At 68.5% G+C, this 13,705-nt stretch carries 11 protein-coding genes; 1 reads left to right on the top strand and 10 read right to left on the bottom strand.

The genetic code is table 11. The annotated features are described in order from the left end of the window. Nucleotide 1 precedes the first annotated feature (1 nt). The 8 genes from R3E10_00765 to trxA are packed head-to-tail and all read right to left on the bottom strand — an operon-like array spanning nucleotide 2 to nucleotide 9,819. On the bottom strand, nucleotides 2-202 hold the full coding sequence (locus R3E10_00765) for a hypothetical protein (protein ID MEZ4414264.1): 201 nt from the start codon (nucleotides 200-202) through the stop codon (nucleotides 2-4). Between the two features lie 60 nt (nucleotides 203-262). Beyond that, on the bottom strand, nucleotides 263-2,809 hold the full coding sequence (locus R3E10_00760; GenBank protein MEZ4414263.1) for a helicase C-terminal domain-containing protein: 2,547 nt from the start codon (nucleotides 2,807-2,809) through the stop codon (nucleotides 263-265). Beyond that, on the bottom strand, nucleotides 2,806-4,065 hold the full coding sequence (locus tag R3E10_00755) for an asparagine synthetase B (protein ID MEZ4414262.1): 1,260 nt from the start codon (nucleotides 4,063-4,065) through the stop codon (nucleotides 2,806-2,808). The genes R3E10_00760 and R3E10_00755 overlap by 4 nt, the downstream gene beginning before the upstream one ends. Further along, nucleotides 4,062-4,646 carry a hypothetical protein gene (locus R3E10_00750; protein MEZ4414261.1) on the bottom strand — a complete coding sequence of 195 codons (585 nt, stop codon included), beginning with the start codon at nucleotides 4,644-4,646 and terminating at the stop codon, nucleotides 4,062-4,064. The genes R3E10_00755 and R3E10_00750 overlap by 4 nt, the downstream gene beginning before the upstream one ends. Beyond that, nucleotides 4,643-7,975 (bottom strand): hypothetical protein, encoded by a 3,333-nt coding sequence (locus tag R3E10_00745; protein MEZ4414260.1) that lies wholly within the window; start codon nucleotides 7,973-7,975, stop codon nucleotides 4,643-4,645. Before R3E10_00745 ends, R3E10_00750 begins: the two co-directional genes overlap by 4 nt. Further along, nucleotides 7,972-8,640, bottom strand: a complete 669-nt coding sequence (locus R3E10_00740) for a DUF4159 domain-containing protein (GenBank protein MEZ4414259.1) — start codon at nucleotides 8,638-8,640, stop codon at nucleotides 7,972-7,974. Before R3E10_00740 ends, R3E10_00745 begins: the two co-directional genes overlap by 4 nt. Continuing rightward, nucleotides 8,637-9,473, bottom strand: coding sequence for a 16S rRNA (cytidine(1402)-2'-O)-methyltransferase (gene rsmI, locus R3E10_00735; protein MEZ4414258.1), 837 nt, complete (start codon nucleotides 9,471-9,473; stop codon nucleotides 8,637-8,639). The genes R3E10_00740 and rsmI overlap by 4 nt, the downstream gene beginning before the upstream one ends. A gap of 10 nt (nucleotides 9,474-9,483) precedes the next feature. Next, nucleotides 9,484-9,819: a thioredoxin gene (gene trxA / locus R3E10_00730; GenBank protein ID MEZ4414257.1), complete on the bottom strand. Its 336-nt coding sequence runs from the start codon at nucleotides 9,817-9,819 to the stop codon at nucleotides 9,484-9,486. 80 nt (nucleotides 9,820-9,899) lie between these two features. Between trxA and mce the strand changes: the two genes are divergently transcribed. After that, the gene (gene mce / locus R3E10_00725; GenBank protein MEZ4414256.1) at nucleotides 9,900-10,319 is read left to right on the top strand and encodes a methylmalonyl-CoA epimerase; all 420 of its coding nucleotides are present in this window, start codon (nucleotides 9,900-9,902) and stop codon (nucleotides 10,317-10,319) included. 25 nt (nucleotides 10,320-10,344) lie between these two features. Here the strand turns inward: mce and R3E10_00720 are convergent, their stop codons facing one another. After that, a complete protein-coding gene (locus R3E10_00720) occupies nucleotides 10,345-10,845 on the bottom strand; it encodes a hypothetical protein (GenBank protein ID MEZ4414255.1) in 501 nt (166 codons plus the stop codon). A gap of 160 nt (nucleotides 10,846-11,005) precedes the next feature. Further along, nucleotides 11,006-13,618, bottom strand: a complete 2,613-nt coding sequence (clpB, locus tag R3E10_00715) for an ATP-dependent chaperone ClpB (GenBank protein MEZ4414254.1) — start codon at nucleotides 13,616-13,618, stop codon at nucleotides 11,006-11,008. Nucleotides 13,619-13,705 lie beyond the last annotated feature (87 nt).

Here is a 13,705-nt window from a genome sequence, read left to right as displayed (position 1 = left end):
CTCAGCTCCGCTGTGCCCGCCCGTGGATCAGGCCGCCGATGATGGCACCCAACGCGGCGACGGACAGGAGCGAGCCCACGACGATCCACCAGAAGTGGAGGTCGGCCTGACCCGCCTGGCCCCCTGCCAAGGCGAAGGAGAAGGCCCGCGAGGCCAGGAACAGCCAGATCACGCCAACGACGATGCCGATGATGCTCTTCATGCCTCCACCCGTGCGAGGGTCGGTTCCGGCGGCCACTCCTCGGGCCGGGACGGCGGGAATCTAGTCGTCGGGCCCGGACTCGAAAACCACCGTGGGCGCGTGGAGGGAGGGTCCGGATCCCTCCGCGTAGAAGTCCTTGAGCGCCCGCTCCACCTCCCAGCGCAGGCCTTTCAGAAGGGGTGCCGGGGGCAGCGCCGCCCGTAGCGAACGGCCGTAGCGGCGCGTGAGGACACGAGAATCCAGGAGAACCACCGCGCCACGGTCCTTCCTGGACCGGATCAAACGCCCGAATCCCTGCTTCAGGCGCAGGGCTGCGTGCGGGAGCATGAACTCCTGGAAGCTGTTGCGCCCTCGGGCCTCCAGGGCCTCCAGGCGCGCGGCGGTCACCGGTTCGCTGGGCACGCGGAAGGGGAGCTTCTCCAGAAGCAGGGCGCGCAGGGGCTCGCCCGGCACGTCGACGCCCTCCCAGAACGACGCGGTCCCCAGCAGCACACCGTTGCGCGCGTCACGGAAGCGGTCCAGCAGGCGTGAGCGATCGTCCTCCCCCTGCACGAAAAGAGGCCAGCGACGCTCGCACCCGGCTTCCCGCAACAACTCGGCCACTTTGCGCAACGAGCGATGCGAGGTGAACAGCGCCAACACGCCCCCGCCGGAGAGACGCGCGAGCTGCTGGATCCACTCGGCCGTTTCGCGTTGGAAGTTGTCCGACCCGGTATCCGGCGCAGCATGATCGGTGGGAACCGTGAGCAGGCTCTGGCTGGGGAAGTCGAAGGGCGAGGGTGCTACGTGCTCCACCACCACGCGCTGGTCTTCGAGCACCCCATCTTCCAGTCCGATGCGCGATCGCAGGAAGCGGAACCCCGTGTCGGTGGTCAGAGTGGCGGACAAGAGCGCCGCGGAGTCCACTTTCTCGAAGAGCGAGGCGCGCAGCAGCGGGCCTACGTCGACGGGCGCGGCCGCAAACACCAGGTTTCCGCGGGGAAGACGGCCCTTGCGCTCGACCCAGCGCACGTAGTCCGCATCTCCGGCACTCGGGTCCAGGACCGTACGCAGCGCCGAGGCGACGGTGTCGACCCGCCGCTCCACGCTCTGCAGGTCGAGCAGCCGCCCGGTCAGTCGCTCGCTCAGTTCCTCGCGCTCGTCGATCAACGCCCGCATCCGCGCCAGGTGGCGGCCCAGCTCCGCGAGCCCCACCACGGTGCCGTCCAGCGCCTCCCGTACCGCTTCCACGTCGGAAAGCTCGCCGAGCGGGGATACGCCCAGCCGGAGCGCGCTCTCCTGGAAGGGCAGCGCAGCATCGACGGCATCGACCAGCGCATTGAACCAGGACCTCGCCGTGGACAGGGCCGGACGTACGCGGTCTTCGATCAGGTCGCGCACCTGGTCCGCTTCCTCCGACCCACCCGCCTCGTCTCCCACGGCGCGCAGCAGTCCGCGGCCGCGGCTCTCCAGTCGAGCCAGCACCCGGATGATTCCGATCCTGCTGGTGCTGACCCCCAGGTGCGCGGTGGCGGCATCCTCCACGTTGTGCGCCTCGTCCAGGATGACGTGGCGGTAGGGCGGCAGCACCGCTGCCTGCGTGTAGTTGTCGGTGGCCCTGCGCACGCTCAGATCGGTGAAGAGCAGATGGTGATTGACCACCAACAGCTCGGCGGCAGCGGCCCGCCGCCGGGACCGCTGGTAGAAGCAGGTCTGGAAGTGGGGGCACTTGGCGCGCAAGCAAACGTCGGCGTCGCTCTGGACCTCCTCCCACAACTCGGGGCTGGGGGAAAACGGCAGGTCCGACAGGCTCCCGTCCTGCGTCACCTCGGTCCAGGCGAGCAGTCGGTCGATCTCGTCACTACGGTCGTCGTCGAACAGCGATTGCACGCTCTCCGAGGCCAGGCGGGCGCGGCGCAATGAAACGTAGTTGCCCCGCCCCTTCACGAGTGCCCAGCGAAGCTCCCGCCCCAGCACCCGGGCCACCAGCGGCAGGTCCTTTTCGACAAGTTGTTCCTGCAGGTTGATCGTGTTGGTGGAGACGATCGTACGCTCTTCGTTTTCGAGCGCCCACACCGCCGCCGGAATCAGGTAGGCGAGGGACTTGCCGGTCCCTGTCCCCGCCTCGACCAGGGCCACGCCGCGCTCGTTGAACCGCTCTGCGAGGGTGCGCAGCACCTCACGCTGACCGGGCCGGTCCTCGAAGTTGGGGTGAGCCTCGGCCAAGGGCCCCTCCGGTCCCAGCAGGGCCTCCAGGGCGTCTGGATCGAGGGGCACGCGCACTTTGGGCGTGGGAGGCTCGACGACGACGTAGAGTCGGGAGGCGTCGTTGTCTGTGATGGCCGTTCCCAAGCCCATGTCGTACAGGCGGGCCGCCACGCCGAAGTCGGCTTCGGAAGGCTCCAGCGTGCCGCTGGGATGGTTGTGGATCATTACATCGCCCGAGCGGGCGTCGCGGGCCGCCACCAGAACCGCTTCGTAGTTCCCACGGGCAACCGCCCTGGGGTCGTGGACCAGGCGGGTCTCGTCGACGTGGGCGATGAAGCAGACCTCGCGCCCGCCGGCTTTGCGGATCTCTGCCCGAACGCGCTCGGCTGCCTCGGGAGACAGGCGGAGCTCGCCGCTCACGTCTTGAGCTTCTTCTTCTTCGCGGCCGGGAAGAGGACGTTGTTGAGGATGAGGCGGTAGGCGGCGGAGTTCGGATGGAGTGCCAGGTCGGTGGGCGCGTCGCCGATCTGGTGCTCGGGGTCCTCGGGATCGTGCCCGCCATAGAAGGTCCAGGTGCCTTCGCCGTAGGTGCCGTGCACGTACTTGGCCCAGTCCCCCTCCTCGGCGAGGATCGTGGTGCCGGGCTTCAAGCGCTTCTTCGCGAACGACGTGGTGACACCGTAGAAGTCCGGAATGACCGCCTCGTGGTTCTGCGTGAGCATGGTCGCCACCGGATCGAACTTCGCGGAGAAGTCGAACAAGGTGAACGCGCCCAGCTCGTGACGCCACGGAGTGTTGACCTGGTGCCCGTCGATGTCGCTGAAGGCGTTCACCGAGGGAGCCAGCTGTACCTCCGCGTCCGCGAAGGCCAGGGCCTTGTTCCAGTCCATCTTGGCGTTTGCGCGCGGATCAGCCGGCGTGCCGTCGGAGAAGGCCGCCGCGATGTCGACGTTCTCGGCGGCAAGGGCCAGATCGAGCGTCTCGGTTGCGGAGCACATCGCGAAGAGGAAGCCCCCTCGCTCGACGAACTCGCGGATGGCGCGCGCCACGCCCTTCTTCAACTCCGGCACCGAGGGGAACCCGAGCTCGGTCGCCACCTCCTGGTTGCGCGCCACTTCGTCCTGCAGCCAGGGGGCCCCTGCGTAGGTGAGGTAGAACTTGGAATATTGCCCGGTGAAGTCCTCGTGGTGCAGATGGAGCCATTCGTAGTCCGTCAGCCGACCACGCATCACCTCCGCGTCCCAGATCTTGTCGTACGGGATCTGGGCGTAGTCCAACGCCATGGTCACGGCGTCGTCCCACGGGGTGGAATTGGGTGGCGTGTAGATCGCGACCTTGGGCGCCTTCTCCAGGGGCACGGACTCCATGTTGCTCTGCGCGATGGTCCCGCGGATGGTGGCCTCCTGGCCCGCGCTGATGCGCTCGACGCTCACGCCCAGAAGCGCCGCCTGCTTGCGCACCACCTCCGCGTCGGGCATGAGAAAGGAGCCGCCCCGGTAGTTCAGCAGCCACTCCGCCTTCAGACCCTGTTCCAGCGCCCAGTACGTGAGACCATAGGCTCGCAGGTGATTGGCCTGCGCTTGGTCCATCGGGACGAGCGTCGACTGACCGGAGACGTGCAACGGGATGGCCATGGCCAACAGGCAGCCGATCGCCCAGCGCGTCCGTCGGGTCATCCAGCGCTCCGCAGCCGCTCGAGCACGCGGCGCGCCTGGGGCGTGAGGGCACCGCTGGGCTCGGCCACGATCAAGGCCTCCACCCATTCCGCCGCTTCTTCGAGCCCTTCCCCGCGAGCCGCGCGCGCCTCCGCAACCTCCAACACGGCGTCGACGCGCTCACGCGCCTCGGGATAGCTCTCGATGAGTCGGACGCGCAGAGCCTCGGCGCGCGCCGGCTCTTCGGCACCATCCGCCAGAGCCGCGGCCAGGGCGAGCAGGGCGGGCGCCTGGACCGGATCCGCATCCTGGGCCAACGCGTCCAGCTCCTCGATCGCGTCCGTGCTGCGCCCACGGAACGCCGCTGCCGCCAAGCGGGCCACCTGCGGCTGCAACTCCGGGTCAAGGCGCCCGATCACCCGGGCCACCTTCAGATGTGGGACTGCCGCCGAAGGGGCGAGCGCGGCGGCCGCCTCCATGAGGGCGACACGACCCTCGGCCACACGACCTTCCGAAAGCAGCCCGTAGGCGCCGTCCAGGCCGGTCTGCGCGCCGAGCGGCGCCACCAGTCCGAGCAGGAGCAGACAAACCACGCGACTCATGGGTTGCCCCGTCCGCCGCGGTTGAGGCGTTCGAAGTAGCGCCGTACCAGCTGACGCTCGGCGGGCGTCAAGCGCTCCAGCACCTCGGCACTGGGCAGCGGGAATCGGGGGCCCCGGAGCAGCTCTGGAGACAGAGGCACGACGTCGCGACGCTCGTAGGACCCCGCCGTGGTGGACTCCCGCTCCTCGGTCTCCTCCTCTTCTTCCTTCTCCAGGCTGCGGCCCGCGTCCAGCAGGCGGTGGAAGAGTTCCTGCTGGCGCTCCATCACCTCGCGGTCCAGCCGCCCTTCCTGAAGGAGCTGGGCGATGGCGCGCGCCTCTTCCGCCAGGGCTTCCAGGTCACCGAGCGCCTGGTCATCGGCGCCCGGCTCGTCGGCGAGCTCTCCCAGCTCGGACGCCACCGACTCCTGCCCCTCAGCCATCTGCTGCATCTGGTTCTGCATGGCCTGCTCGCCCAGCTGCATGGGCATGGTCTGCTCGGACTGGTTCAACAGCTCCGACTGCTGCTCGGCGAGCTGCTCCAGTTGCTCCATCACCTGCTCGCCCGACATCTGCTGCTGGCCGCTTTGCGACATCTGCTCGGAGGTGGCCATGGCGGCCAGGGCCAAGCGGTTGAGCGCGTCGACGGCGCCCTCGGCGGCGGCGGCAGCCGAGGTCGGGGCATCGTCGCGTCCCTCCAGCGCGTCGGACGCCTGCTCGGTGCGCTTGCGGGCCTCTTCGGCGCGTTCTCCCAGCGGGTTGCCCTCCGCCGGGTTGACCTGCATCGCCTCGGACAGGCTGCGCTCCAGATTACGCACGCCCTCATTGATGCTCGCCTGTTCGCGTAGCAGCTCCTCGCGTGCCTCGGCGTCGGCCCCGCGCATCTGGCGTCGTAGCTCCGACTCGCGCTCCGCCAGCTCCAGGGCGTCGTCGGCGGCCCGATCGAGCGCCTCCATGATGCGCTCCATGATCTCGGCCGCCATCTGGCGCTGCGCCTCCTCCAGCTCGCTCATGCCCTCTTCGAGCGCCTGAGCGGCCTGATCCGCGCTCTGCCCTGCTTGTTGCGGACTCTGCTGCGCCTGTTGTCGAGCCCGGTCCATGGCCTGGCGCGCTCGTTCCAGCTGTTCGGCGGCCTGGTCCACTCGCTCTCCGGCTCGATCCTCCCCGAGTTGCTCCAGCCGCTCCCTCAAGGTCTCCATGCGATCCTTGAGCGCGTCCGCGTCGTTGGCGAGCTCTTCCTGCTGTCGTTCGCGCAGCTCGGGGTTGTCCCCTTCTCGTAACGCGTCGGCCAGCGCCCGTTCCTGCTCCGCCAGCTCGCGCACCTCCTCGGTGGTGGCCCGGAAGTCCTGCTCCACGGCAGCCCGGCGGAACCGGTCCAGAGCTTCCTCCAGGCGGTCCCTCATCTCCTCCTGCTGCTCCGCCAGCTGCGAGAGCTCTTCTCGCGCCTGGGCAGCCTCCGCCTGGTCCACGGAGTTGGAGAGCTCCTGCAGGCGCTCTCTCATCTCATCGGTCAGGAGTGATTCGAGCAACGCCTGGAGCTCCTCCATGTCCTTGCGTAGCTCAGGGTCGGCCAGGCCCGCTTCGCGAAGCTGCTCGGAGAGTTCCTCCAACTCGTTCTGCATCGTCTCGAGCTGGTCGTTGACACCCTCCTGTTGCTCGGCCGTCTCCCTCATCTGCTCACGCTCGTCAAAGCCCAAGCGCCCGCCCTGGCGCTGTTCGGAGGTCTGCTCGAGGTCGCGCGTATCCTCCGCCTGCTCCGCGGCCTGCTCGGCGATGCGGGCCAGGCGCTCCGCGAGGGAATCGAGCTCCTCTCCCGCGTTCCGTCGCAACTCGGACAGTCCGGGCACACGCAACAGGTACTCATCGGATTCCGTGGATTGCGCGCTGGGCGCGTTGTCGACCGCTCGCACGCGGTATCGCACCGAATCCCCAGGCAGGAGCTTCCACTCCGACAGGTCGAGGAGCGGCCGGGCGACGACGTCGCGCGAGCCGTCCAACTCCAGCCGTTGCGTGGTGCTGCGCGCCGCAAGACCCGCTCCCGCCTGAACGGCCACCACGGCGACGTGGGACAGCCCGTAGTCGTCACGCGCCTCGACGACCAGGGGCTGTTTGTGCGAGATGGGCATGACCGTATCGACGCCCGGGAAGACCACGCGCAAGCTGGGCAGCGAATCCCGCAGGAGCACGACATCGAGCGGGCTGGGCTGGATCTCCGGGATCTCTCCGTCCGGATCCCGGAAGCGCCACTGGTAGGTGCCGCTGCGGGTCGGAAACCACTCCCCTTCGAACGCCGAGCCGGCCGGAGTCAGCTCGACGCCGGCCTCCGGCGCCCCGGGGAACTCCAGGACGGCTTCGGCGAGCGGGCGGCTCGCCCGACCTACGATGCGCACGCGGGTCCCGACCGGCAGAATCGCCACGGGAAAGGGTTCGCGGAGCTCCTCGGGCGGCAGTCCCGTGTGGTCCGGAAAGGCCAGCTGCAGCGTCAGGTCCGTGACGAGGAGTGGGTTGACGGGCGAGAGCACGAAGCGCTCGCTGCGGGCTCCATCGGGCGTCTCCGCCCAGTACTCGATCTCCGAATCCACGCGCTCGAACGGGAACCCCGCCTCGTCATCTTCGAGAGGGAGGGTCAGCTCCTGCGGCACGTTCCCCCGTACCACCCAGCGGAGGGTGGCCTCCGCCCGGCCTGGCGCACGCACCCGCACCAGGATCGGGCTCCCCCGTAGAATCTCCACGGAACCGGGCGTCACCTCCAAGGGCGGGTAGTCGCCGCCCAGGTAGGCGTGGACCGGTCGGGCCAGCCCGCGCCAGGCCTGGAGCGTCCGGGCCGGCGTCCAGGCCAGCAGGACGACCAACACGGGCACGAGAACGCCGAGGAGGGCCAGTCCGCGTCGGGCGACGCCGCTCACCCGGCTGCCCACCTCACCGGACAGGGCGCCCGCCGAGTGCCCCACCAAGCCGCGAGCGGCTTCCAGCGTCGCCTGCCGCGCCAGGACCCCGGACGTGCCGGGAGGAACCGCTCGCTCCAACTCCAACGAACCGAGAACGGTGCCGCGCCGGAGGGCGGCAGAATCCTCCACCGCGGCGGCCACGCGCGCCTCTTCCAGGAGCCCGCCTCCGAGACGGCGTAGCGCCAGCACGCCCATCAGGGCCGCCAGCAGCAGCAGGCCATCCAGCACCAGAGGCCAGAGGGAACCCACGCGCCAGCCGCTTCCGACCGCCAGCCACGCCGCCAGGAGCAGCGCGGCCAGAACCGATCCACCCCAGACGCCCGCCGCCAGACGCAGACGCCCACGCAGGTGGCGCCGCACCGCATCCACGGCATGCGTGACGGGGGTGGTGTCCGGACTCAACGGACGTACTGCCCTAGAACGTAGACGAACAGGTTGACACCCATGCGAAGCGCTTGCTCCCGCACCTCGTCGGGATCCCCGTGCACGTCGGGGTTTTCCCACCCGTCGCCCAGGTCCGACTCGAAGGAGTAGAAGACCAACAGCCGACCCTCGTTGAAGATCGCCCAAGCCTGCGGGGGCTCCCCGTCATGCTCGTGGATCTTGGGGAGGCCCGCGGGAAAGTCGTATACCCCGTGGAAGACCGGGTGGTCGGCAGGCAGTTCCACGAGGGGATGATCGGGGAAGACCGCCTCCATCTCGTGCCGGAACGACTCGTCCAGTCCGTAGTTGTCGTCCGCGTGCAGGAATCCCCCTCCCAGCAGGTACTCCCGGAGCGCCGCTCGTTCCTCCAGCGTGAACCGCACGTTGCCGTGGCCGGTCAGGTAGAGGTAGCCGTAGTCGTGCAACGCCGGGTCGAGGACCTCCACCACCGCCTCGCGTCCCGCCGTCGGAATCCCGGTTCGCTCGCGAATGGCCGTCAACAGGTTGGGCAGCGAGGACGGATTGGCATACCAATCGCCCCCGCCTTCGTACTGCAGACGCGCGATGGTGAGCAGCGTGTCGGCGCTAGCGGACGCGTGGGTCGGCGCAGCCGTCAGCGCCGCGAGGGTGAGGGCGAGGATCATGACTCTAGGTGGGGCGCGAGCGATTGCACGACACGATAGGCCTGGTTCCGGGCGATGCCAAGACGGGCCGCCAAGGCTCCAGCCGCGCGGCTGGGGCTCATTCCCTCGGCGAGCAGCCGGCCGGCCTCCTTTCGGACCTCCTCCTGATCTACCCCGATCGCCGGGGCTGGAGCCACAACCAGGGTCACTTCGCCCCGGGGAGGCGCTTCGCGGTAGTGCGAGGCCAGGACGGAGGGACCTCCGCGCCGGATCTCTTCGTGCACCTTGGTCAGCTCACGGGCCACGGCCATCTCCCGCTCGGGCCCACAGGCCCGTTCGAGGTCCTCCAGGAGGCGAACCAGTCGACCCGGCGCCTCGAACAAGACCACTGTCTCCTGGGATGCCGCCACCCGTTCCAGGGTTTTCTGACGGTCCCCGCCCCGACGCGGTGGGAAACCGAGAAACGTGAAGGCTCCGGTGGGAAGGCCGGAAGCGGCCAGTGCTGCCAACACCGCCGAGGGGCCGGGGATCGGGATCACCCGATGTCCGGCCTCCAGCACCGCACGGACGAGCCGGCCCCCGGGATCCGAAACCAGCGGAGTACCGGCGTCCGAAACCAGCGCGAGGGCTGCGCCCTGAGCGAGGCTCTCCAGAACCGTTTGGACGCGGGCGGCCTCGTTGTGGGCATGGAGGCTCCTCAACTCGGTGCGGACCTCGTAGTGAACCATCAGCACCCGGGTCCGGCGTGTATCCTCCGCGAAAACAAGATCGACACGCCGAAGCGTGTCGATCGCGCGGAATGTCACATCCGCCAGATTCCCGATGGGCGTGCTGACCAGGTACAGCTCGGCCACGCGCTCGAACCTACAGGTGCTGCTGCACCTTTTGCTCGAGGATCGGCTTGGGGACGGCGCCGACGATGGTGTCGACGTGCTTCCCGTCCTTGAAGAACAGCACGCTGGGGATGGACCGCACGCCATAGCGGGCGGCGACATCGGGGTTGTGGTCCACGTCCAGCTTGGCGACGCGCAGGCCCTGGTCCTTGTACTCGTCGGCGAGCTGATCGATGAACGGAGCGATCAGGCGACAGGGACCGCACCAGGTGGCCCAGAAATCCACCATGGCCAGACCCTCGGCCCCCTCGATCTGTTGGGCAAAGGTCTCGTCGGTTACGGTTAGGAGGTTCGTGCTCTCAGCCATCAACGTCTCCTCAGGTCTCACCCTCGGACCGGACCGCGCACGGCCGGCCGCCACGGACTAACGTAACATCGGACGTGCCCATGGAGATCCCCGAACTCACCGTTCCTCCCGGCCGCCGCCTCCACCATGTCGGTATCGCCGTCGACTCCATCGAAGGGGCACGCCCCACCTTCGAACTCCTGACGGGCGTCTCCGGTTCCCCGGTCGAGGAGGTCGCCAGTCAGCGGGTACGCGTCTGTTTCGTCGGCATCGTCGAGCTGTTGGAGCCCACCGATCCCACGAGCACGGTCGCCCGCTTCCTGGAGCGACGGGGCCCGGGGCTGCACCACCTGGCCTTCGCCGTGGACGACCTCGCGGCCGAGCTCGCAGCGTTGGGTGAACAGGGGGTCCGACTCATCGATTCCCGGCCCCGGGCGGGTGCGTTCGGCCATCAGGTCGCGTTTCTGCATCCCGAGTCCAGCGGCCGAGTCCTGATCGAGCTGGTTCAGACCGGCGACTGAACCGCCTCGGGGATCCTCGCCGCGGTCAGCGCTGGGCGGTCACCCGATCCAGGCCGATCTCCTCGATGTACCACGCACCGCTCTTGCCCTGGACCACCACGAAAGGCACCCCTCCGACGTCGCGACCGCCCTTGTTGAGCGTGACCTCGACCCGGGTAGTGGGCCGCTCCCGACCCGCGACGCGCTCGTCGGCCCCCAGGCGGTAGGAGTCGCTCGCCAGAACGCCGGCGATCACATTCATCCGTACCTCGACCTCCTGCCGCGTCAGGCAACGGTCCCCCAGGCCGATCCACGAGCCCATTTTCTTGAACGCGCAGCCAAACGCGGAACCGGTGTCGCCGATCGGCCCATCGGCCGTACCGAACACGCGGGCCATGGTCTCCAGATCGCGCCGGTTGGCGGCCTCCAGAAAGGTCTCCACCGACAGCGCCGGCGCGACCGCGGCCGACCCCCGCGAGCCGATCTGCTGGGTCACGCAGCCGGCGCCGGTCAGCGCCAGGATCACGAACACCCCGACTTCTCTCACGCCTTCCTCCTGGTGATGACGGCACGGACGGGACGGCGACTCCGCCGCCCCCTTCGCCCGCCCTCCGGTCCCCGCGGCCCAAGGTAGCAGATCCCGTACCACTCAGGAGGCCCCGTCGGTCCCCGGGGAACGGTCGGGGGCGGCCGTATCGTGGGGTCGTTCAGACCAGGACCGGCTCCGCTGCGACCGGCTCGAAGCTCAAGCGCTCGCCACCGGGTGCCACGTCCACCCGGATGACCGTCCCCTCGGCCACATCGTGATCCAGCAGGTAGAGCGCCAGGGGATCCTGGACCAACCGTTGGATGGCCCGCTTCAGGGGCCGCGCGCCGTACACCGGGTCGTATCCTTCCTCGGTGATGCGGGTCCGAGCCGCCTCGGACACGTCGAGGCGTACCCCGAGCTCGTCTGCGAGCGCCTGCAGGCGCTCCAGTTGCAACTCCACGATGCGCGCCAACTGCTCCTTTCCCAGCGGCTGGAAGACGACGATGTCGTCGACGCGGTTCAGGAACTCCGGCCGGAAGTGACGGCGCAACTCGCCCAGAACGGCCGCTTCGACCTGGTCCCACACGTCGGAGCCCGAGCGCTCCAGAATGGCCATGCTGCCGATGTTGGACGTCATGATGATGACCGTGTTGCGGAAGTCGACGGTCCGTCCCTGCGAATCGGTCAGGCGCCCGTCGTCCAGGATCTGCAGCAGCACGTTGAAAACCTCTGGATGCGCCTTCTCCACCTCGTCGAACAGAACGACCGCGTGGGGCCGACGACGCACGGCCTCGGTCAGCTGCCCGCCCTCCTCGAAGCCCACGTAGCCGGGGGGCGCTCCGATCATGCGCGCGACCGCGTGCTTCTCCATGTATTCCGACATGTCCAAGCGGACGATGGCGCGCTCGTCGTCGAACAGGAACTCCGCCAGGGCGCGCGCGGTCTCCGTCTTCCCCACGCCAGTAGGACCGAGGAAGATGAACGACCCGATGGGACGGTTGGGATCCTGCAGCCCCGCCCGCGAGCGCCGCACCGCGTTGGCGACCACGCGCACCGCGACCGGTTGGCCGATGACGCGCTCCGCCAGCAGGTCTTCCAGGTGCGTGAGACGTTGACGCTCCGATTCCATCAGTCGGTTGACGGGAATGCCCGTCCATTCGGCAACGACCTGGGCAACGTCCTCCTCGTCGACCTCCTCCTTGAGGAACTTCCCCTCCCTCTGCAGCTCGTGGAGGCGCGCCTCCGCCTTGACCAGATCCGCCTCCGTCTGCGGGACCTGACCGTATTGGAGCTCGGCGGCACGCCCCAGATCGCCCGTGCGCGTGGCGCGATCGGCCTCCACCCGCAGCTCGTCGACCTTCTCCTTCAGGGATTGGATCCGGACGATGGCCGCCTTCTCCGCTTGCCACTTCGCTTTCATCGATGAAGCCCGCTCCTTCAATTCCGCGAGCTCCGCTTCGATCGCATCCTTGCGCTGTACCGCACTGGTCTCCTTCTCGGTCGCCAGTGCCTGCTTCTCGATCTCGAGCTGGGTGATGCGGCGCTCGACCTCGTCGATCTCCTGAGGTAGGGAGTCGATCTCGATCCGTAGCCGGCTGGCTGCCTCGTCGATCAGGTCGATCGCCTTGTCTGGCAGGAAGCGGCCGCCGATATAGCGGTCCGACAGCTTGGCCGCAGCGACGATGGCGTCGTCCGTGATCCGGACGCCGTGATGGACCTCGTAGCGCTCCTTCAGCCCGCGCAGGATGGCGATCGCATCCTCGACTGAAGGCGGTGCCACGAACACCGGCATGAAGCGCCGCTCCAAGGCGGGGTCCTTTTCGATGCGTGTGCGGTACTCGTCGAGCGTGGTGGCGCCGACCAGCTGCATCTCTCCACGGGCCAGGGCGGGCTTCAGCATGTTGCCGGCATCGACCGCTCCTTCCGCCGCGCCGGCCCCCACGATCGTGTGGAGCTCGTCGATGAAGACGATGTAGCGTCCCTCGGCGTCGATGATCTCCTTCATCACCGCCTTCATGCGCTCCTCGAACTCGCCCCGGTACTTGGCTCCCGCCAGCATGGCAGAGATGTCGAGCGAGATGAGCTTCTTGTTGGCCAAGCTCTGGGGCACGTCACCCGCCACGATCCGCTGCGCCAAGCCCTCGACGATGGCCGTCTTCCCCACCCCGGGCTCACCGATCAGGACAGGGTTGTTCTTGGTGCGTCGGGCGAGGACCTTGATCACGCGCCGGATCTCTTCGTCCCGGCCAATGACAGGGTCCAGCTTGCCGCTGCGGGCCAGGTCCGTGAGATCGCGACTGAACCGCGCCAGCGCCCGATAGGTGTCCTCGGGGGTCTGATCAGTGACCCGGTGACTGCCTCGCACCGCTTCGAGTGCCTCCACCACAGTGGCTTCGCTGGCGCCCGATTCCTCGAGAATGCGCTGGGCGTCGCCCTTGGTGGCCGCGAGTCCTACCAGGAAGTGCTCCGTGGAGACGTACTCGTCCCCGAACTCCCGGGCTTTCTTCTCCGCCTTCTCCAGTGCGTCGCGCAACTCGCGGGACAACGACGGATCTGCTCCGCCGCTCACCTTCGAGAGGCGGCCGATCCGTTCCTCCACCCGCCGGCGCACGCCGTCCACGGGGACGCCGATCTTCTGCAGGATCGGCAGCACGATGCCCTCTTCCTGCTCCAGAAGCGCCGCGAGAAGGTGGGGGCCGTCCACCTCGGGATTGCCGCGGGCCCGCGCGTCGTTGGCAGCCGCGCGGAGCGCCTCGGTGGCCTTCACCGTCAATCGTTCAAAGTTGATCATCGCCGTCCGGTTCTCGGGACGCGCATCACCAAACCGCGAGGCACGTCCGTGGCAGTCGTCCTTGTCACTGTGACAGATCGACCCACC

Source organism: Gemmatimonadota bacterium (genome assembly GCA_041390105.1).
Taxonomy (GTDB): domain Bacteria; phylum Gemmatimonadota; class Gemmatimonadetes; order Longimicrobiales; family Gaopeijiaceae; genus JAGQIF01.
Note: the sequence above shows the minus strand (reverse complement) of the source record. Positions and strands in the feature narration are given on the sequence as shown.